The following is a 19,313-nucleotide window of genomic DNA, read 5'->3' on the forward strand; positions in this document are numbered from 1 at the left end:
GCCGCTCCTGATTGTCCCGTCGTATCGCACCCGGACACACCGCCTCGGCCGTCACGCAAGAACATGCATCTGCTGCACCCAGGTCCGCCGCGGACGAGTCTCAGTGACGATGGCGTTCGGGCAGCGCGATAACTTGTCGTCGACGACACCGAGGGCGACCGACAGGGGCAGCACGTGACCACCGATGCGACCGATGGCTTTGTGCATGTTCGCGGTGCCAATGAGAACAACCTGCGCAATATCGATGTGGACATTCCTCGCAACGTGATGGTGGCGTTCACCGGGATCTCCGGGTCGGGGAAGTCGTCGCTGGCCTTCGGCACGCTGTACGCCGAGGCGCAGCGCCGCTACTTCGAGTCGGTCGCGCCCTACGCGCGCCGGCTGCTGCAGCAGGTCGGCGCCCCGCACGTGCAGGAGATCACCGGCCTGCCGCCTGCGGTCGCGCTTCAGCAGCGCCGGGGCGCGGCCACCTCGCGCTCGTCGGTCGGCACCATCACCACGCTGTCCAACCTGCTGCGGATCCTCTACTCGCGGGCCGGCGATTACCCGGCTGGTGCCGATCACCTCGCGGCCGAGGCGTTCTCGCCCAACACCAGCGCGGGCGCGTGCCCGCGCTGCCACGGCCTGGGCGTCGTCCACGACGTCACCGAGGAGCTGCTCGTCCCTGACCCGTCACTGAGCATCCGTGCAGGGGCGATCGCCGCTTGGCCGGGCGCGTGGCAGGGCGCCAACCTGCGCAGCATCGTGATGGGGCTCGGCATCGACGTCGACAAGCCCTGGCACAGTCTCAGGAAGCGGGACCGCGACTGGCTGCTGTTCACCGACGAGCAGCCCTCGGTGCTCATCGAGCCGGAACCAGGTCGCGTCGACCACGGCTACTACGGGAAGTTCTGGAGCGCGCGCAGCCACGTGATGCACGTGCTGGCCGACTCCACGAGCGAGCGGATGCGCGAGCGGGCCATGCGGTTCGTGCAGGAAGCGCCCTGCCCGGATTGCCAGGGCAGTGGACTACGGCCCGAGGCCCTCGCGGTGACCTTCCTCGGGCGTTCCATCGCCGAGGTCAACGACCTGCCCTTCACAGCGCTGGTGACTCTGCTGCGTCCGGTCGCTGAGCGGCCCGCGGGTGCCGACGAGGTCGCGGTGCGGATCTGCGCGGACCTGGTCGCGCGCGTCGAGGTGCTCCTCGATCTGGGCCTGGGCTACCTGAGCCTGGGACGGAGCTCGACGACGCTGTCGCCCGGAGAGGCGCAGCGCCTGCGGATCGCCACCCAGCTGCGTTCGGGTCTGTTCGGGGTCGTCTACGTCCTGGACGAGCCCTTCGCCGGACTGCACCCGGCCGATGCAGAGCCGCTGCTGGATGTCCTGGACCGCCTCAAGGCGTCCGGCAACACGCTGTTCGTCGTGGAGCACGACCTCGACGTCGTACGACGAGCAGATTGGGTCGTCGACATCGGCCCGGGTGCGGGCGAGGCCGGAGGTCGGGTGCTTCACAGCGGCCCAGTCGCGGACCTCGAAGAGGTGACGGATTCGGTCACCAGCGCCTACCTGTTCGGTCGCTCTGAGCGGCTTGTGCACGATGCGCGGGCCCCGCAGGGCTGGCTGCGACTGACCGGCGTACATCGCCACAACCTGCACGACCTGTCTGTCGACATCCCGCTGTGCGTGCTGACCGCCGTCACCGGGGTGTCCGGGTCCGGCAAGTCGACCCTGGTCACCCAGGTCCTGGCCGAGGACCCGACTGCTCGTGAGTCGTTCGACCGACTGGTATTGGTCGATCAGCGCCCGATCGGCCGGACGCCGCGGTCCAACCTCGCGACATACACGGGGATGTTCGACGCCGTGCGGAAGCTATACGCCGCCACGGACGCGGCCCGTGCCCGCGGCTACGGCGCCGGCCGCTTCTCCTTCAACGTCGCCGGGGGCCGGTGCGAGACCTGTCAGGGCGAGGGATTCGTCTCCGTCGAGCTGCTCTTTCTGCCTGGCACCTACGCTCCCTGCCCGACGTGCCACGGCGATCGCTACAACCCCGAGACGCTCCAGATCACCTATCGCGACAAGAACATCGCGGAGGTCCTCGCCCTGTCCGTCGACGATGCCGCGAGGTTCCTCGCCGACGTGCCGACCGTTGCACGCAGCCTTCGGACGCTGCGCGAGGTGGGCTTGGGATATCTGCGACTGGGACAGCCTGCGACCGAGCTGAGCGGCGGTGAGGCGCAACGCATCAAGCTCGCTACCGAGCTCCAGCGGGCGCACCGGGGCCACACTCTCTACCTGCTCGACGAACCCACCTCAGGACTGCACCCCGCCGACACCGCGCTGCTGCTGCGCCAGCTGCACCAGCTCGTCGACGCCGGCAACACGGTGGTTCTCGTCGAGCACGACCTCGACGTGATCGCCACAGCCGACTGGGTCATCGACCTCGGCCCGGGCGGAGGAGACGCCGGCGGTCGGGTCGTCGCGACCGGGACGCCGGCCGGCGTCGTGCAGGCCGACGGGAGCGTGACCGCGCCCTACCTCGCGCGGCGGCTCGAGCGGACATGAGCTGGCTGCGGTCGCCGCTGCGCACGTCGAAAAGGATGACGACATTGACCGTCTACCTCGCTTGGACCTCGGAAGACCTGGCCGACCTAGCCGACCTGGAGGGGCCGTGGCATGAAGCGATGCTTATTGCCCCGGGACTTATCGCCGTGAACAGCACTGAATCGCTGTCAGCCGTCTATCACGCCATCAAGTGGTCCCTGCGACGTGAGGCTTCGCTCATCGTGGTCCCGGTGCACCAGACGCCCAAGTCGCGGGGCATGGCCGCCGGAACGACTACCTGGTTGCGTGAGCGGACCGCGAGGCATCCGACTGGCGCGGGTGAGCATGCCTGACTTCACCTGCATAGGTGCCTGCGGCCAGGGCATCGACGATCGCACGCTCGGCGCCCCGTTGGACCGCGAAGTCGCTCTGGTGGGTGGTCATGGATGCCAACCTACGATCGCCACTGCGTGACGGAGCCACACCAGACTCATTTAGCAGGCGTCAGTCTCCCAACGCGGCCCGTGTCACCCGCCCGTGGCCCCGGCGATCGCGAGGTCGACAAGCTCGACGAGCCGCCGCTCGACGGTCCCCCGGCTCGCCCGCGCCGTCCGGGTCCGGTTCAGCTCGAGGATCGCCCCGGCGACGATGAGCCGGGCCGCCGCCTCGGCGCGCTCGGCGCCGGCGTTCTCGTGCAGGGTCCGTGCGATCTCCCGCTCGAGGCTCGCGACGAGTTCGATGACCTCGCCGCGGTGGGGGCCCTCGGTGCCGAAGAGGAGCTCGCGGGCGATGGCCGCGCTCGTGTCGGGGTCCTGCAAGGCCCGGGTCGCGAGCGGCTCGAGGAGCTGGCGGACACGCGCGGCCGGGGCCTGCCGGCCGGCCCGGGAGCGCAGCACCGTGGGGATCGTGTCGGCGTACTCGTCGGCGACGACCATCATGAGCAGCTCGGCTTTCGAGGCGGCGTACTGGAAGACGGTACCGACGGCCACGTCGGCGCGATCGGCGACCTGCACGACGGTCATGCGCTCGAAGCCGTTCTCGCGCAACAGCTCTCGGGCAGCTCCCAGGATGCGGGCGCGCTTGTCCGCCTTCGCTCGCTCCCGTCGTCCGAGCGCCGGCGACTGCGCCCGGTCAGGGTCGGCGGATGTGATCTTCGGCATCCCTTCATCGTAGCGGGGTACAAATATGAAGGCGTTCATGTTTGAATGAATTACACGAATCGATAAGGAGCACTCCATGGCCACGATGACCGCCGTCCGCGCCGACCTCCAGGCACACACCGTCTCCGTCGAGCAGGTGCCCGTCCCCACGCCCGGCCCCGGTGAGATCCGCATCGCCGTCAAAGCCGCCGGCGTCTGCCTCTCGGACGTCCACCTCGTCGAGGGAACCATCTCGCCGCTCTTCCTCGACGGGCACGTGGTGACCCTCGGCCACGAGGTCGCCGGCGTCGTCGACGCGCTCGGGCCCGACACGCACGGCCCGGAGGTCGGCACCCGAGTGCTCCTCCAGGCCGGGCACCGGACCCGCGAGGGACGCGTCCTCACCCGTGGCGTCGACTACGACGGCGGCTATGCCGACTACGCCGTGGCCCGCGCCGAGACGGTCGTCCCGATCCCGGACAGCCTCCCCTTCGAGCAGGCCGCGATCATCCCGGACGCGATCTCGACGCCCTGGGCAGCGGTGAGCACAACTGCGCACGTCCGCGCCGGTGAAGCCGTCGGCGTCTGGGGCCTCGGCGGGCTCGGCGCGCACGCCGTCCAGCTGCTCCGGATGAGCGGGGCCGCCCCGATCATCGCCGTCGACCCGATCGAGGCCGCGCGCGACCGCGCCCTCGCCCTCGGAGCCGACGCCGTCGCCTCCCCGGACGAGGCGCCCGAGGTCATCGCGAGCCTCGCCCCGGGCGGCCTCGACGCGGCCTTCGACTTCGCCGGCGTCGGCCCAGTCCGGACCCAGGCGCTGCGCGCCCTCGGGGTGCACGGCCGGCTCGTCGTCGTCGGTCTCGCCGGCAAGGGCTTCGAGATCGAGAGCGACACCGCGTTCGCCTTCAAGGGCCAGGCCGTCCTCGGCAGCTACGGCAGCGAGGGCAAGCACGTCCTCGAGCTCGTCCACCTTCTCGAGCACCAGCGGCTGGACTTCTCGACGAGCGTCACCCAGACCTTCCCCCTCGACCAGGCGCCCGAGGTCATCGACCGGCTCGAGCGCAAGGAGGGCAACCCGATCCGCTTCGTCCTCATCCCCTGAGCCCTGCCTCCGCAGGCGCGCCCAGACCCACAACCGCACAACCGCATTCGCACACGGAAGGACAACCATGTACTACGCAAGTGGCAACTACGAGGCCTTCGCCCGCCCGCGCAAGCCGGAGGGAGTCGACGCCAAGCGCGCCTACTTCGTCGGCGCCGGCCTCGCCTCGCTGTCCTCGGCGGTCTTCATGATCCGCGACGGCCAGATGAAGGGCGAGAACATCACGATCCTCGAGCGGATCAGCCTCCCCGGCGGAGCGCTCGACGGCATCCGCAAGCCGAAGAAGGGCTTCGTCCTGCGCGGTGGTCGCGAGATGGAGGATCACATGGAATGCCTGTGGGACTGCTTCCGCTCGATCCCGAGTCTCGAAGTCCAGGGCGCCTCGGTCCTCGACGAGTTCTACTGGCTCAACAAGGACGACCCCAACTACAGCCTTCGTCGCCAGACCGAGAAACAGGGCCGACCCGTCGAGAGCGACGGCAAGTTCACCCTCTCCCGGCAGGCACAGAAGGACCTGACCCGCGTCTTCCTCGCGACGCGGGAGGAGATGGAGGGCAAGCGGATCAACGAGGTCTTCGGCAAGGACTTCCTCGCGAGCAACTTCTGGCTCTACTGGCGCACGATGTTCGCCTTCGAGGAGTGGTACAGCGCCCTGGAGATGAAGCTCTACCTACACCGCTTCATCCACCACGTCGGTGGCCTGCCGGACTTCTCCGCGCTGAAGTTCACCCGCTTCAACCAGTACGAGTCCCTCGTCCTGCCGATGACGCGGTGGCTCATCGACCAGGGGGTCACCTTCCAGTTCGACACCGAGGTGACCGACGTCGACTTCGACATCACGGCGGCCCGCAAGCGCGCGACGAGGATCCATTGGCTACGTGAGGGCGTCGAGGGTGGCGTCGACCTCGGTCCCGACGACCTGGTCCTCATGACGATCGGCTCTCTCGTCGACAACTCCGATGACGGCGACCACCACACGCCGGCCCGGCTCGACGAGGGCCCGGCGGCGGCCTGGGACCTGTGGAAGAAGGTCGCCCGCAAGGACCCGGCATTCGGCCGCCCGGAGGTCTTCTGCAGCAGCATTCCCGAGACGAAGTGGGAGTCGGCGACGGTCACGACCCTCGATGAGCGGATCCCCGAGCACATCCGCCGGATCTGTGGCCGTGACCCCCTCTCCGGCCGCACGGTGACCGGCGGGATCGTCACGGCGCGCGACTCCTCGTGGCTCCTGTCGTGGACGGTCAACCGTCAGCCGCAGTTCAAGGCCCAGGGCCCCGGCCAGGTCGTCGTCTGGGTCTACGCCCTCTTCAGCAACGTCCCCGGCGACTACGTGAAGAAGTCGATCCAGGAGTGCACGGGCGAGGAGATCGTCCAGGAGTGGCTCTACCACATGGGTGTCCCCGTCGAGGAGATCCCCGAGCTGGCGGCCAACGGCGCGACCTGCGTGCCCGTCATGATGCCCTACGTCACGAGCTTCTTCATGCCGCGCAAGGCCGGCGACCGCCCCGACGTCGTCCCCGAGGGGGCGCAGAACTTCGCCTTCATCGGCCAGTTCGCCGAGACGAGCCGGGACTGCATCTTCACGACCGAGTACTCCGTGCGCACCGGGATGGAGGCGGCCTATTCGCTACTCGGCATCGAGCGAGCCGTCCCCGAGGTGTGGGGGTCGACCTACGACGTGCGGGCGCTCCTCGACGCCTCGGCCCGACTCCGCGACGGCGACCCGATCAAGGTCCCCGGCCCCGGGCGGGTGCGCTCCAAGCTCGTCGACCGGCTCGACGACAACCAGATCGGACGCCTCCTCGAGCAGGCCGGGCTCCTGCGCGGCTGAGCCGTCAGGCGCCGGCCGTGCGGCCCGCCTCGATGGCGACCCGCCGGGCGAGCCGGTGCTCACACGCCGGACCTCGGCCTCGCGCTCCCGACGCCGGTCCTCCTCGCTCTCGGTGGGCAACGTGGAGACAATGGTTTCCGTGAGCACCCTCGCTGACGCCGTACTCCCACTGATCCGCACCCGATCGGACCTCTACCGATACAGCGCCGCCAACGCGCACGGCCGGGACATGCACGAGGCAGTCGACATCCTCGAAGCCGCCATCCCCACGACCGAACCGGCCGAGATCTACTCGGTCACGCACCGGGCGCTCGCGTCGTCGCTCAAGGTAATCGCGCGCGCGGACGACTCCAGCGGTATCATCGGCGACGCGTGCCGTCGGCTGCTGGCGCTCCACCCGCAGGCAGCCGCCGCGGCCCGGACGCCGGTCGGGAAGCTGATCGACTGGATGATGAAGTTCCAGTTCGATGACGACGAAGTCGACTACTTCGAGCTCGACCCGGTGGCGTACGCTCCGGCACTCGGCGACGTCGGGATGGCCTCCTACCGGAAGAAGCTGGCCGAGGTCGAGGCGAAGCTTGGTCCCCGTCCGTCCGACCGGTGGAACTCCGGCCACTCCCATACATGGTTCACGCTGGACTGGAACGCCCAACGGCTGGCGGTGCTGGACCACGACAGCGAGGCGATCGTCCGCACGCATGCCAGGGACCGGAAGGTCGCGGCCTGGCTGGAGGACACCGCCGAAGCATTCGAGGAGATCGGCGAGATCGATCTCGCCATCGACTGGGCGAAGCAGGCCACCGACTTCGACCGCGGCCATCAGGCACGCAAGGCCGCGGACTACTGGTGCGGCCTCTTGGAGGCACACCGGCCAGCCGAAGCGCTCGACGCGCGGCTCTCGGTGTTCCGCAAGTGGCCCTCGTCGACGTCCGCGGCCCGTCTGCACAAGGCCGCCGGCAAGGCGTGGTCCGATTACCAGGACGAGGTTGTAGCCAGCCTCGCGGCGAGTCCGAGCGACGCGGTCCTCTTTACCCTGCGCACGCTGAAGGAACCCGAGTTCGCCTGGAACCTGGCGCATTCACTCGCACTCGACAGTTGCTCCACGTGGGCCGAGCTTGTGAAGGTCTGCGAAAAGATCGATCCGCTTGCCGTGCTTCCCATCCATCAGCGCCTTGTGGAGGAGCTCCTCCAAGAGGCGAGCGCCAAGAACTACAGGCTCGCCGCCAGGCGGCTGGCGACGATGCGCAAGCTCAGTGCAGGGTCGGCGAAGTCAGCGGAGGTCAACGCCCTGATCGCGGATCTGCGCGAGACCCATCGGAGGCGAGCGCGTTTGCAACAGGAGTTTGACCGAGCAGGGTTGCCCTGACAACGACAACTTCAGTCACCCGTCCTTGCGCACTCCAATGCTGCGTCAGCTCGTCTCCTTCGGCAGCCTTGAGGTAGCGCTGCCTGTGCCCGCGTTCGATCGCCTGGCGCAGCATGTACGTCGGTGTGCCGTAGACAACGCATTGCGCGGTGGCCGTCGCCGGAGTGACCGTCGGGATCTCCTGCCACCAGCCGATGTGCTTCGCGGCCAGGTCGTCGTGGTGCACGACGTAGTCGTCTCCGTCCGCGCGCCTGAACCGTCGCCGCTTGGCGATGGTGAGGTGGATGCGGTTGGGATTCACGTCGCTGATGCCGTAGGCGTCGAGCGCGGTCTCGTGCGATAGCGCGGCTTCCGGCACCGTGGTCCACAGCACGGCGAGCATGAGACTGTCGCGCTGGCCAGCCGGGAACTGCGGGAACCGGTAGACGCCATGAGCTGCTCGTTCAAGGGTTCCCCGATGTACGAGCATCTGGAGCGCGTGCTTGCCGATGCCGGCGTCCCTGGACTGCTGCGAGGTGACGAAGCCGCGTAATTCGGCCGCGATGTCCCACAGCACCGGCCTGGCGAGCCGCTTGGCACTCACGGCAGAAGTGTCATGAGAACGTAACACTATTGCTTGGGTGCGTCGCCGTCCGGAGAACTTGAGGAGCGATATCTAAGCGGATATCATGATGGGCATGGCTGGAACGATCATCGAGCGCGCACGCCGCGGAAGTGGACTGTCGCAGCGCGAGTTGGCGCGCCGCTCCGGCACCTCGCAGCCAACGCTCTCGACGTACGAGCACGGCACGAAGTCGCCGACGCTCGCTGTCGCCGAGCGAATCGTCAACAGCAGCGGCTTCGACCTCGACCTCGTGCCCCGCGTCAGTTTCACGACCCACTCCGGCGCCCGGGGCGAGCCGTTCGTTGTGCCTGATCGCTTGTGGCGCCTCGACACCGCGGCGGCCTTCGGGACTGTGACTTTGCCTCAGCACCTGCACTGGTCCGGCCCGTCACGGGCTTACAACCTTCGCGACCGGCGCGACCGGGCCAGGGTCTACGAGATCGTCCTCCGCGAAGGCGAGCCCGCCGATCTGCTCACCTACATCGATGGAGCACTGCTGGTCGACCTCTGGGGCGACCTTGTCATCCCGGCGGGGATCCGGAACGAATGGGAGCCGCTCATCACCTCATTCGGCGCGATCGCATGAGTGACTCTGGGCTCAGCGAGTTCCAGGTAGTGCTGGCCACGCTTTTCTTCTCACTGCCCGAGTCGGCCGGGTTCCTGCTTGCAGGCGGCGGAGCTCTCATCGCCCAGGGCATCGTGCCTCGGCCAACTGAGGATCTCGACTTCTTCACCGCCCGCCAACTCGGGAGGGTCGATACCGCCAGCGATGCGCTGGTCACCGCTGTCACTGAACGCGGGTGGTCCGTCGAACTTAAGCGCACCGGCGAGGAGTTCCGGCGCTGGGCGATCACCGGCCCAGAAGTCGTCCTCATCGACCTTGCCGTCGACAGCCCGCCGACCGGTGCACCCACCGTCACCATGGCAGGGCCGACCTTCGCCCCCGCCGAGCTCGCCGTGCGCAAGACGCTCGCGCTGTTCGGGCGCGCGGAGCCGCGCGACTTCGTCGACGTCTACGTGCTCAACCAACGGTTCGATCGAGCCGACACAGTGCGGGCTGCAGCCGAGACAGACTTGGGTTTCGACCTCCCCGTGTTTGCGCAGACGCTCCGGTCGCACCAGCGCATCGGCGACGAGGACTTCCCCGACGTCGGCGTGCCGATCGCCGAGATCCGCGCACACTTCGACGCGTGGGCCGACGAGCTCGATCGGCGTTAGTCATCGTCGCGCGCGAACGCCTGATCAAGCAGCTCGGCGGTCAGCGGGTTCACTTGCTCGTTGCGGCGGATGTAGTGCTCGATAGTCACCTTCGGATCGGTGTGGCCGAGCAACTCCGAGGCCAAGTTCAGGCTGGCCTGCTCGTTGATCACCGTCGCGACCGTACGGCGGAACATGTGCGGGCTGACGCCCTCGATGCCCGCGGGACCGAGGACCTTGCGCAGTTGGCGCCGCACGTTGGCCGTCGTGAGCGGGGTCCCCTCCCGGCTGCGGAACACGAGCGCGTCCAGCGAATGATCAGCCATGATGGCCAACCGTCGTCGGAGTGCCTCGGCTGTGAAGGACGGCAGCGCGACCACCCGGTTGGAACGTTCGGTCTTCGGGTGCTCCTGTCGGTAGGTCCCGACGTCGCGCTCGGAGATGACCCCGCCGCAAATCCGTAGTGTCGCCGGCGTCGTCGTCAGGTCCAGATCGCGGCGGCGGATCGCGAGGACCTCGCCAATCCGGGCGGACGTGCCCAGCATGACTTCGACGATCTGGCCGAGTTGGCCGTCGGGATTCGGGCCCGAGGTACCGCTGGACTGTTCCCACGCCTTGATCACGGCGCGGATCGCGTTGCCCTCGGTGGCGCTCAGGGCCGTCGGGGTCCGCTTCGGCTTGTGGAGTCGGGAGACGTTGTCGATCGGATTGCGCACCAGCACTTCGTGCCGCACCGCCAGCGCGAACGACTGCCGCAACACAGTCCGCGCCCGCTTCGCCGCGGAGTACGACTCCTGACCCAACTGCTTGAGCAGGGCATCGCAGCGCGCGACGCCGATCTCGCGCAGCGAATAGCCGCGGAAGGCCGGGAGGACCAGCCGCTCCATGTCCCGCTCGTAGTTGAAACGGGTCGCGGGAGCGATCCGGTTCTCCAGGTCCAGGTCCAGGTCCGCCAGCCAGTAGTTGACCAACGCCAGAAAGGGACTGTCGGGCGTGAGCGTGGTGTCTACGGGCTGAAAGACGTTGCGCTGGGTGAGCTTCTTCTTCAGAGCCGCCTCAGCCGCCGGTCTCGACGTCGCCGTCGCCTGCACCAGTCGCGTCTGCCCGTCCCAGTCACGGAACCGGGTCCGATCCTCAACGTTGCCCTTTGCCCGCGGGATGAACGTGATCTCGCCATACCCGCCAATGGGGATGCGTGGCCTCCTCAAGAGAGCCGCCCTCGTGCCGTTCCTCCAGCCACGCGGCGATGTCACTCGCCGCGCACCGCAGGTGCTTGCCAAACTTGTAGGCCCGCGGCGCCCGGCCGGACAGCCGCCAGTCGTAGATGGTCCGCACGGGGACACCGAGGTACTCGGCGAGTTCCTCGACCCCGATGAGGGGCTCCAGCCCCAGGTCCGTGGCGTTCATACACATCAGGTGTGCGAGGCGAGACGAGCAGTCCCGAAGCGACCGGATCGGTCTCGATACGCCCGCTCGTTCCTCGCGGGCTACTCGACCACCGACGGTCAATGTGATGGGTAACGATGGGAACGCATGTTTGCCCCCAAAGCGAGAGTCCAGGTCAACCTGTGGCTGACCTGGACTTTCCTGGTAGCGGGGGCAGGATTTGAACCTGCGACCTCCGGGTTATGAGCCCGGCGAGCTACCGAGCTGCTCCACCCCGCGTCGGTATGTCCATAACCATAAATCACCGGTTCGCCGTTCACCAAATCGACGCGTTGACTCACGCTAAATGCCCGCGTGGGTGGAGTCATTGACTCATCCCAGAATGCCCGCGTGGGGTGCAGCCTCGATGGATGGAGCTCACGGTGGGTCAGCGCAAGGCGGTCCTGGTCTCGCAGGTGAAGGCGTGGCCGAAGGCGACGAAGGCGGAGAAGACAGCGATCCTGGACCATCTGGTCGCGGTCAACGGGTGGCACAGGGACCACGCCCGCAAGATGCTCCGCCGCGCGGTCGCCGGTCACGACCCGAATCGTCCCCGAGCACAGCGTGATCCGGTCTACCGCTACGACCCTGCCGTGATCGATGCCCTGGTGACCTGCTGGGTGGTCCTGGACGGCCCCACCGGGAAGCGACTGCACCCTGCGCTGCCCGACCTGACCACCGCGCTGATCGCCCACGGCGAACTGCACTGCACCCCTGACACGTTGGCCGCGCTGCTACGAATGTCACCCGCCACGATCGACCGGGCCCTACCCCCGGATCTTGGACACGGGGTGTGATTACGCAGCAGGTCGCAGCGTAGCGGTGTAGCCGGTCTCGAAGGCGACCGGCGAGGTGTAGCGACACCACGAGTGGCGTCGCTTGGTGTTGTAGCGGACGAGCCATCTGAAGACCTGCCGACGGCAGGTCAGCTCGTCACTCCAGCAGGCGGCGTCTTGGAGGACTTCACGCTTCATCGTGGCGTTGAACGACTCTGCGAGGGCGTTGTCCGCGCTGGATCCGACGGCGCCCATGGACTGGGTCACGCCGAGCTTGCGGCAGAGCTTGGCGTAGGCCTTCGAGCAGTAGACCGACCCGTGGTCGCTGTGGAACACAGCGCCCTTGAGGCTGCCCCGGGTCGCGGCGGCGGCCTTGAGGGCGTCCTCGACGAGTTCGGTGCGCATGTGGTCGGCGATGGCCCACCCGGCCAGCCGACGGGAGTAGCAGTCGATCACGGTCGCCAAGTACAGGTTCGTCCCGTCGGCCAGCGGCAGGTAGGTGATGTCGCCGACATAGCGCTCGTTGGGGCGCTCGGCGGTGAAGTCACGCTGGAGCAGGTCGGGGTACTTCTGCCCCGACGGCTCGGGGATCGTGGTGCGGACCCGGCGCTTCTTCATGTAGCCGCGGATGCCCTCAAAGCGCATCACCCTCGCGACACGCTTGTGGTTGACCCGCTCACCGGCAGCCGCGCTGTCACCGAGTTGAGCGTTGAGCTCGGCGGTGATCCGCGGCGCGCCCTGAGTGTTGTCCTCGGCATGGACCGCTCTGATCCGCTCAGCCAGCGCTGCGTCGTCAGCTGCTCTGGCTTCGCGGGCCGGCGCGGCCTTGAGCCAGGCGTAGTAGGACGAGCGCTCGATCTCGACGAGCTCGCACAGTCGCTTCACCTCGAAGGTGGCGGAGTTGTCGGCGACGAACTGGAAGCGACTCACCAGCGCGTCTCCCCGGCGAAATACTTGGCCGCCCGCTGCAGGATCTCCCGCTCGGTCGTGAGCTTGGTGGTCTCCGCTCGCAACGCCGCGTTCTCGGCCTCGAGCCGGGCGATCCTCTGCTCCGGCGTCTCGTCCGTCGGTGCCGACGAGCTCGCGGCGGACGTCTTGGCTTGCAGCGGGCTGGAGGTCAACGTCCCGTCAGCGGCGGTCTTCTTGCCGGTCCCGTAGACCTCGAGCCAACCCCGCAGCGTGCCACGCACGATGCCGAGGTCCTCGGCGATGCCGCGGACCGTGGCACCCGGGGTGGACTCGTACAAGTCGACGGCCTGACGACGGAACTCCTCGGAGTAGTTCTTCCTGGCCATGATTCTCGGATCATCTCGCTTCCCCAGCACCAGGTGCTGGATTCAGCGTGTCCAAGAACCGGGGTCAGGCCCCGCGACAACAATGGAGCCTTCCACTACACCCTGGACGCCACCGACATCGCGACCGGTTGGACCGAAGCGATCAGTGTCCGCTCCAAAGGCGAACGAATCGTCGCCGCCGGCCTGACCGACCTGATCCTGCGATTCCCGTTCGGCATCAACGGAATCCACTCCGACAACGGGGGCGAGTTCATCAACCACCACCTCGCGAAGTGGTGCGACGCGCGACGTATCACCCTGACCCGCGGCCGGGCCCACCACAGCAACGACCAGGCCTACGTCGAGCAGAAGAACTGGTCCAGCGTCCGCCGCGCGGTCGGTTACTACCGGTACGACACCCGCCACGAGCTCGACCTGCTCAACCAACTGTGGCCCCTGCAAGCAGCACTCGACAACCTCTACCTGCCCCAACAAAAGCTGCGCAGCAAGTCTCGCAACGGCGCCAAGGTCACCAAAACCTACGACACCGCCGCGACCCCGCTGCACCGCCTGACCCGGGACCACCCGCAGTACCTCACCGATCAAGACACCGCTGACCTGAGCACACGAGCCACCCAGATCAACCCCGCCGAACTACGCCGTCAGATCCACGCAATCCAAGCCAGTCTCATCGAACTCGCCCGCCGCAGAGGCAAAGTCGAACAACGACCCAAGCGCAACGCGACCTACCTCAGCCGCAAGAAAATCCACCCCACCAAGCGGGCAAATTCAGATGAGTCAACGACTCACTCCACGCGGGCATCTTGACGTGAGTCAACATGATCGACAACTCAGCGTCATTCGGAGGCGAGCGCGGCCAGTGCTGAAAGTCCCTGCGCCTCAACGCTGTTCGACCAGCGCGAACACCGTCGGCCACCCAGCCCTTGACTTCGAGCCGACATTCGAGGACATTTCAACACATGATGAATTCAACGCCTGATGAGTTCACCTCGCGAGCGGCAGTCTCCGCGCGTGACCTCGTCGTCAGCCGCTCCGGCAACGAGGTTCTGCACGGCCTCACCTTCGAGGTACCGCGAGGCTTGATCGTCGGGCTGATGGGCCCGTCCGGCTGCGGCAAAACCACCCTGATGCGCTCGATCGTCGGGGTGCAGAAGATCGAGCGCGGTGAACTGAGCGTGCTCGACCACTCCCCGACCGACGCCGGGCTGCGTCGCAAGGTCGGCTACGTCACCCAGGCGGTCAGCGTCTACCGCGACCTCACCGTGCGCGACAACGCTGCCTATTTCGCTGCACTGCAAGGCTTTTCGAAGCACGACGCCGATCGAGCGATCGAGACCGTCGGGCTGGGCGAGTTCGCCGACCGCCCCGTGGAGAACCTCAGCGGCGGCCAGGCGAGCCGCGCATCCCTGGCCTGCGCGCTCGTCGGCGAACCGGAGCTGCTCGTGCTCGACGAGCCCACAGTCGGACTCGATCCGCTGACCCGCGAGGACATCTGGGCCCACCTGCGGGGGCTGTCCGAAGCCGGCACGACGCTGCTGGTGTCCAGCCATGTGATGGACGAAGCCGCCCGCTGCGACAGCGTCATGCTCGTGCGCGACGGTCGCCTACTGGCCCATCTACCGCCGGACGACCTGCTCGAACGCACCGGCAAACACTCCATGGAGGACGCGTTCCTCGCCCTCATCCGCACTGGAGGCAACCGATGAACCCGCGAATCGCAACTGCCACGATCAAACGCATCCTGCAGCAGTTGAAGGCCGATCACCGCACGATGGGGTTGATCGTGATGGTGCCGACCCTGTTGCTGACGCTCTTGTACTTCGTGTTCAACGACGAGCGCACCTTCGACCGGGTCGCGCTCACCATGCTCGGCATCCTGCCGATGCTCGTGATGTTCCTGGTCACCAGCGTGGCCATGCTGCGCGAACGCACCAGCGGCACACTCGAACGCCTGCTCACCACTCCCCTGCACCGAGCCGATCTGCTGATCGGTTACGCGGTCGCCTTCGCGGTGACCGCTCTCGTCCAAGGGCTGGTCCTGGTGGCTGTGACGCACTGGCTGCTCGGCGTCGACCCGGCCGGGCCGATCGCCTGGGTGCTCGTGGTCGCGGTCATCGCCTCGATCGTCGGTGTCGCCACCGGCCTGCTCGCCAGCGCGTTCGCCCACACCGAGTTCCAGGCCGTGCAGTTCATGCCGCTCGTCATCGGCCCGCAGATCTTCCTGTGCGGGTTGCTCGCACCGCGCGAGGGAATGCCAACCGTCCTGCAGTGGCTCTCGGACCTCCTGCCGATGACCTACGCGGTCAAGGGACTGCAAGCGATCAGTTCGCAGGCCGACCCGTCGGCGGACGTCCTGACGAACGTCGGTGTTCTCGCCCTCTTCGCGCTCGGCGCGTTGGCTCTGGCCGCATGGTCGATGCCGAGGCAGACCAAGTGAGCCGCCGCACCGGACGCCGCTCCGCAGGCTCGAGCGCGAAGGACGACATCCTGGACGCGGCACGAGAACTGTTCAGCACCAACGGTTTCGACCGCACGACGCTGCGCCGGGTGGCCGACGAAGCAGAGGTCGATGTCGCACTGATCAGCCACTACTTCGGCAACAAGCGCGGCCTGTTCGTGGCGGCGGTCGAGTTCCCGTCGGACCCGGCCGTGGTGCTCGAGCCGGTCCGCACCTGCCCGATCGACGAACTCGCTGCGACGGCGTTGCGCCAGATCCTCACCGTGTGGGCCTCACCGGCCGGGCCGAGCATCGTCGCCCGGTTCCGTCAGGCTCTCATCAACGGCGAGGACGAACTCGTCCGCGGCCTGCTGACCGGCGTCATCCTGACCCCCATCCGCGAGCGCCTGGACGACCATCGGGATGTCGAACTGCGACTCACCCTCTTCGCCAGTCAGATCGCCGGGTTGCTGGTGACCCGCCAGATCCTGGGTCTCCCTGCGGTCCGGGACGCCGAGATCGACGAACTGGTCGACGCCGTCGCGCCCAATCTGCAGCGCTACCTGACCGGCGAACTCTGACTAACGCGTGGCGGAAGCCGGTGCTGCGGACGAGCGAGCCGTGGCAGGCGCAGACGGCGACGGGCTGGGAGAGGGCGACGGGCTCGGAGACGGTTGGGTCGGCGTGCCCGCAGCTCCGTTCAACCGCACGGCTCGGTCGAGCGCGGCCTTCATCTCGTTCATCGCCTTCTGGTAGCCGGCCAGGTCACCCTTCTTGAGGGCGTCCTGCCCACGCGTCCACGCGCTGTTGGCGTCCGAGAGAGCCTTGTCGACGGTGTCTGATTGATCGGGCTGCTCGTCGTCGTCGCTGCCGGCGGCGCTGGCACCGAACAGATCGTCGAGCGCGTTCTCAAGAGTCACGCCCCAGGCAAGCTTGTTGCCGAACTGCACGACAACCGCCCGTTGTAGCGGGAATCCCGTTGTGCCGGAGGCCTTTACGTAGATCGGCTGGACGTACAACAGCCCGCCCGCGAGGGGAAGCGTCAGCAGGTTGCCGCGCTGCACTCGGTCACCGTTGGCCTGCATGAACACCGACAGCGTCTGGGGGAAGGTCGTCGATGCCTCGTTGGAGGTGTTGACGTCGTTCTGGAACTGCGCGGGCCCCTTGATCGTGACATTACGAGGCATCGTCCACAGCCGCATCGTGCCGTAGCTGCCGTTCGGCTGACCGGGTCTCGGCGTCGCATCTGAGTCGACGGCGAGGTACGCAGCGAGGTTCTGCCGGCTTTGACCGCCGCTGCTGACCGGGATGTAGGACGAGGTGAGCGAATAGGTGGGTTGCTGCACCCCCGGCATGGAGATCGACAGGTAGTACGGCGGCTGCTGACCGCTGCCCGCCCGCGTCGGGTCGGCCGGCACCTGCCAGAAGTCCGTGCCGCTGAAGAAGGTCGCCGGGTCGCTCACGTGGTACTTGCCGAGAATCTCGCGCTGCACCTTGAACAGGTCCTCGGGGTACCGGACGTGCTCACGCACCGCCGTCGGCATCTGCGACAGCGGCAGCACCGTGCCACCGAACGACTTGCGCCAGACCTTCAGCACCGGGTCCTGCTCGTCCCAGGCGTACAACTTCACCGAACCGTCGTACGCATCGACGGTCGCCTTCACCGAGTTGCGGATGTAGTTGATCGACCCCTCGCGGATCGAGCGGACGTTGTCGGCGTTGTTGGTGATCGAGTCCTCGGTCGAGGAATCGAGCGACGACATCTGGGAGTACGGGTAGCGCGCGCTCGTGGTGTAACCGTCGATGACCCACTGGATGCGTCCACCGGCCATGATCGGGTACGGGTCGCCGTCGACAGTGAGCCAGGGAGCGACCTTCTTCACCCGGTCCGAAGGGTTTCGGACGTCGAGGATGCGCGACTGTTCGTTGATGCTGTCGGAGAACAGGAAGTTGTACTCCTGGTACTTGACCGCGTACGCGAGCTTGCGGAACACCCCGCCGAGCGCGACGCCGCCGTTTCCGGCGTAGGTGGTGCGACGCTCGCCGCCGGTGCTGCTGTCGGGGTAGTCGAGTTCGGCCGGAGCCGCACCCTCCGGTCCGCCGACGATCGAGTAGTTCGGCGACATCTCGCCGAAGTACACCCGCGGCTCGAACTTTCCGACCTTGCTCTGCTGCGGCATCGTCGAGGCGAGCCAGTTGGGCTGGCCCTCGTCACCGCGCTGGTTGCCGTACGCCGCGACCACGCCGTACCCGTGCGTGTAGACGGTCTTCTCGTTCACCCAGTTGCGCTGTCCCGCAGGGATACCCGACTGATCCAATTCGCGGACGCCGACCACGACGTCGGTCTCCTTGCCGTCGACCTTGTACCGGTCGACATCGAGCACGTCGGCGAACTGGTAGTACTGCTTCTGGCCCTCGTACTGCCGGAAGGTCGGCGAGATGATGTACGGGTCGACCAACCGGATGCCGGGAATCGCTGCGGCGTCCTTGCGACGTTCGGCCGGCTTGGCTGCCGTCTCCGGCTGCTGATTGGTCGCCACCAGGTTGGTGATCCCGTACGCCTGTTTCGTGGCTTTGATGTTGTGCGCAATGTACGGCGACTCCAGCGCACGCGCGTTCGGGTTGACCTTGAAGTTGGCGATGATCGTGGGGTAGATCGCCGACAGCACCAACGTGAGTACGACCATCGAGGACAGCCCGATAACCGGTAGGCGCCAGGTACGCGTCCAGATCGTCGCGATGAACATGCCGGCGCACAGCACGGCGGCGACCGCGAGCACGGTCTTGGTGGGGATCTGCGCGTGGTCGGCGGTGTAGTCGATACCGGTGATCAGCCGCGCATCCTTCGTGGTGAGGGCATACCGGTCGAGCCAGTAGGCCGCAGCCCGGACGAGGACGAGGCCGGCCGCCGCCAGCGACAGATGCAGCCTGGCCGCCGAGGTGAATCGGGAGCCGGGTTCGCGGGTGAGCGAGATGCCGCCGTAGATGTAATGCACCACCACCGCTGCGACCAGAGCAAAGATCAGCACCATCGTCAGCAGCGCGGTGACCAACTGCCACCAGGGCAGGCTGAACACGAAGAAACCGATGTCCCTGCCGAACTTGGGATCCTTCACCCCGAAGTCGGTGCGGTTCCACCACAGCAGAAAGGTCTTCCACTGACTACCGGCGACTCCGGCGCCGAACAGACCGACCAGGATCGGGATGCCGTTGAACGCGGTCGACCGCGCCGGCTCGACCAACGCGCGGTAGCGCTCCATCGCGTCGGGTTCGATAGACCCCGGCGGAAGGAAAGGACGGTGTCGGTAGGCCAGTCGCATGCTCAGCCACACCAGGCCCGCCGTCAGCAGGAAGCCGGCGATGAACAACCCGGTCCTGGCCAACATCTCGTTACGGAACACCTGCGAGTAGCCGATGGCGTCGAACCACAACTTCTCGGTCCACAGGCGAGCCCCGAATCGGATCGCGAGGTAACCGAGGAACAGCGCGACACCCAGCATCAGCCAGCGCCGGCGTCCGGCCCCGCGTCGCCGCGCTTCGTCCAGCGCGGTCCACGCGTCGTCGCGTCCGCCCGGCCCGTCTGCCGAACCGCCGCGTGCGTTGTCGTCGGCCGAACTCACG

Annotated in this window: 18 protein-coding genes and 1 tRNA gene; 12 read left to right on the forward strand and 7 right to left on the reverse strand. The window is 67.3% G+C overall.

The window, feature by feature from the left end:
• The first annotated feature begins 174 nt into the window (after positions 1-174).
• Positions 175-2,541 carry an ATP-binding cassette domain-containing protein gene (locus tag ACYU8W_RS10295; RefSeq protein ID WP_499468815.1) on the forward strand — a complete coding sequence of 789 codons (2,367 nt, stop codon included), beginning with the start codon at positions 175-177 and terminating at the stop codon, positions 2,539-2,541.
• Complete coding sequence (locus ACYU8W_RS10300) at positions 2,538-2,873, forward strand: hypothetical protein (RefSeq protein WP_499468817.1); 336 nt, start codon at positions 2,538-2,540, stop codon at positions 2,871-2,873. Before ACYU8W_RS10295 ends, ACYU8W_RS10300 begins: the two co-directional genes overlap by 4 nt.
• Positions 2,874-3,047: 174 nt before the next feature.
• On the opposite strand, the gene ACYU8W_RS10305 is transcribed toward ACYU8W_RS10300, so the two are convergent.
• Positions 3,048-3,680: a TetR/AcrR family transcriptional regulator gene (locus tag ACYU8W_RS10305; RefSeq protein WP_499468819.1), complete on the reverse strand. Its 633-nt coding sequence runs from the start codon at positions 3,678-3,680 to the stop codon at positions 3,048-3,050.
• Between the two features lie 76 nt (positions 3,681-3,756).
• Between ACYU8W_RS10305 and ACYU8W_RS10310 the strand changes: the two genes are divergently transcribed.
• The 3 genes from ACYU8W_RS10310 (at position 3,757) to ACYU8W_RS10320 (ending at position 7,958) form a co-directional block, all read left to right on the forward strand.
• Positions 3,757-4,761, forward strand: coding sequence for a zinc-binding dehydrogenase (locus ACYU8W_RS10310; protein WP_499468821.1), 1,005 nt, complete (start codon positions 3,757-3,759; stop codon positions 4,759-4,761).
• Between the two features lie 67 nt (positions 4,762-4,828).
• A complete protein-coding gene (locus tag ACYU8W_RS10315; RefSeq protein ID WP_499468823.1) occupies positions 4,829-6,592 on the forward strand; it encodes an oleate hydratase in 1,764 nt (587 codons plus the stop codon).
• Positions 6,593-6,821: 229 nt separating this feature from the next.
• Complete coding sequence (locus tag ACYU8W_RS10320; RefSeq protein WP_499468825.1) at positions 6,822-7,958, forward strand: DUF6880 family protein; 1,137 nt, start codon at positions 6,822-6,824, stop codon at positions 7,956-7,958.
• Here the strand turns inward: ACYU8W_RS10320 and ACYU8W_RS10325 are convergent.
• On the reverse strand, positions 7,873-8,541 hold the full coding sequence (locus tag ACYU8W_RS10325; RefSeq protein ID WP_499468827.1) for a type IV toxin-antitoxin system AbiEi family antitoxin domain-containing protein: 669 nt from the start codon (positions 8,539-8,541) through the stop codon (positions 7,873-7,875). The two genes, ACYU8W_RS10320 and ACYU8W_RS10325, sit on opposite strands and share 86 nt — an antisense overlap.
• A 94-nt stretch (positions 8,542-8,635) precedes the next feature.
• Between ACYU8W_RS10325 and ACYU8W_RS10330 the strand changes: the two genes are divergently transcribed.
• Together ACYU8W_RS10330 and ACYU8W_RS10335 are read left to right on the forward strand one after the other, a co-directional pair.
• Complete coding sequence (locus ACYU8W_RS10330; RefSeq protein ID WP_499468829.1) at positions 8,636-9,148, forward strand: helix-turn-helix domain-containing protein; 513 nt, start codon at positions 8,636-8,638, stop codon at positions 9,146-9,148.
• Positions 9,145-9,780 (forward strand): nucleotidyl transferase AbiEii/AbiGii toxin family protein, encoded by a 636-nt coding sequence (locus ACYU8W_RS10335; RefSeq protein ID WP_499468831.1) that lies wholly within the window; start codon positions 9,145-9,147, stop codon positions 9,778-9,780. Before ACYU8W_RS10330 ends, ACYU8W_RS10335 begins: the two co-directional genes overlap by 4 nt.
• Here the strand turns inward: ACYU8W_RS10335 and ACYU8W_RS10340 are convergent.
• The 3 genes from ACYU8W_RS10340 to ACYU8W_RS10350 form a co-directional block, all read right to left on the reverse strand.
• Complete coding sequence (locus ACYU8W_RS10340; RefSeq protein ID WP_499468833.1) at positions 9,777-10,850, reverse strand: tyrosine-type recombinase/integrase; 1,074 nt, start codon at positions 10,848-10,850, stop codon at positions 9,777-9,779. The two genes, ACYU8W_RS10335 and ACYU8W_RS10340, sit on opposite strands and share 4 nt — an antisense overlap.
• Positions 10,851-10,893: 43 nt before the next feature.
• Complete coding sequence (locus ACYU8W_RS10345) at positions 10,894-11,166, reverse strand: helix-turn-helix transcriptional regulator (RefSeq protein WP_499468835.1); 273 nt, start codon at positions 11,164-11,166, stop codon at positions 10,894-10,896.
• 181 nt (positions 11,167-11,347) lie between these two features.
• Positions 11,348-11,424, reverse strand: a tRNA-Met gene (locus ACYU8W_RS10350).
• Positions 11,425-11,555: 131 nt separating this feature from the next.
• On the opposite strand from ACYU8W_RS10350, the gene ACYU8W_RS10355 reads away from it, so the two are divergent.
• Complete coding sequence (locus ACYU8W_RS10355; protein ID WP_499468837.1) at positions 11,556-11,981, forward strand: hypothetical protein; 426 nt, start codon at positions 11,556-11,558, stop codon at positions 11,979-11,981.
• On the opposite strand, the gene ACYU8W_RS10360 is transcribed toward ACYU8W_RS10355, so the two are convergent.
• A protein-coding gene (locus tag ACYU8W_RS10360; RefSeq protein WP_370447369.1) for an IS3 family transposase occupies positions 11,982-13,255 on the reverse strand; the annotation gives its coding sequence in 2 pieces (ribosomal slippage) (positions 11,982-12,907 and positions 12,907-13,255; 1,275 coding nt in all).
• Positions 13,256-13,288: 33 nt separating this feature from the next.
• Between ACYU8W_RS10360 and ACYU8W_RS10365 the strand changes: the two genes are divergently transcribed.
• The 4 genes from ACYU8W_RS10365 (at position 13,289) to ACYU8W_RS10380 (ending at position 16,273) form a co-directional block, all read left to right on the forward strand.
• Positions 13,289-14,062 carry an integrase catalytic domain-containing protein gene (locus ACYU8W_RS10365; protein ID WP_499468839.1) on the forward strand — a complete coding sequence of 258 codons (774 nt, stop codon included), beginning with the start codon at positions 13,289-13,291 and terminating at the stop codon, positions 14,060-14,062.
• Positions 14,063-14,214: 152 nt separating this feature from the next.
• Positions 14,215-14,961, forward strand: a complete 747-nt coding sequence (locus ACYU8W_RS10370; protein WP_499468851.1) for an ABC transporter ATP-binding protein — start codon at positions 14,215-14,217, stop codon at positions 14,959-14,961.
• Positions 14,958-15,692: an ABC transporter permease gene (locus ACYU8W_RS10375; protein ID WP_499468857.1), complete on the forward strand. Its 735-nt coding sequence runs from the start codon at positions 14,958-14,960 to the stop codon at positions 15,690-15,692. Before ACYU8W_RS10370 ends, ACYU8W_RS10375 begins: the two co-directional genes overlap by 4 nt.
• Complete coding sequence (locus tag ACYU8W_RS10380) at positions 15,689-16,273, forward strand: TetR/AcrR family transcriptional regulator (RefSeq protein ID WP_499468859.1); 585 nt, start codon at positions 15,689-15,691, stop codon at positions 16,271-16,273. Before ACYU8W_RS10375 ends, ACYU8W_RS10380 begins: the two co-directional genes overlap by 4 nt.
• On the opposite strand, the gene ACYU8W_RS10385 is transcribed toward ACYU8W_RS10380, so the two are convergent.
• Positions 16,274-19,312 (reverse strand): UPF0182 family membrane protein, encoded by a 3,039-nt coding sequence (locus ACYU8W_RS10385; protein WP_499468861.1) that lies wholly within the window; start codon positions 19,310-19,312, stop codon positions 16,274-16,276.
• Between the last annotated feature and the right edge of the window lies 1 nt (position 19,313).

It is taken from the genome of Yimella radicis (genome assembly GCF_054778255.1).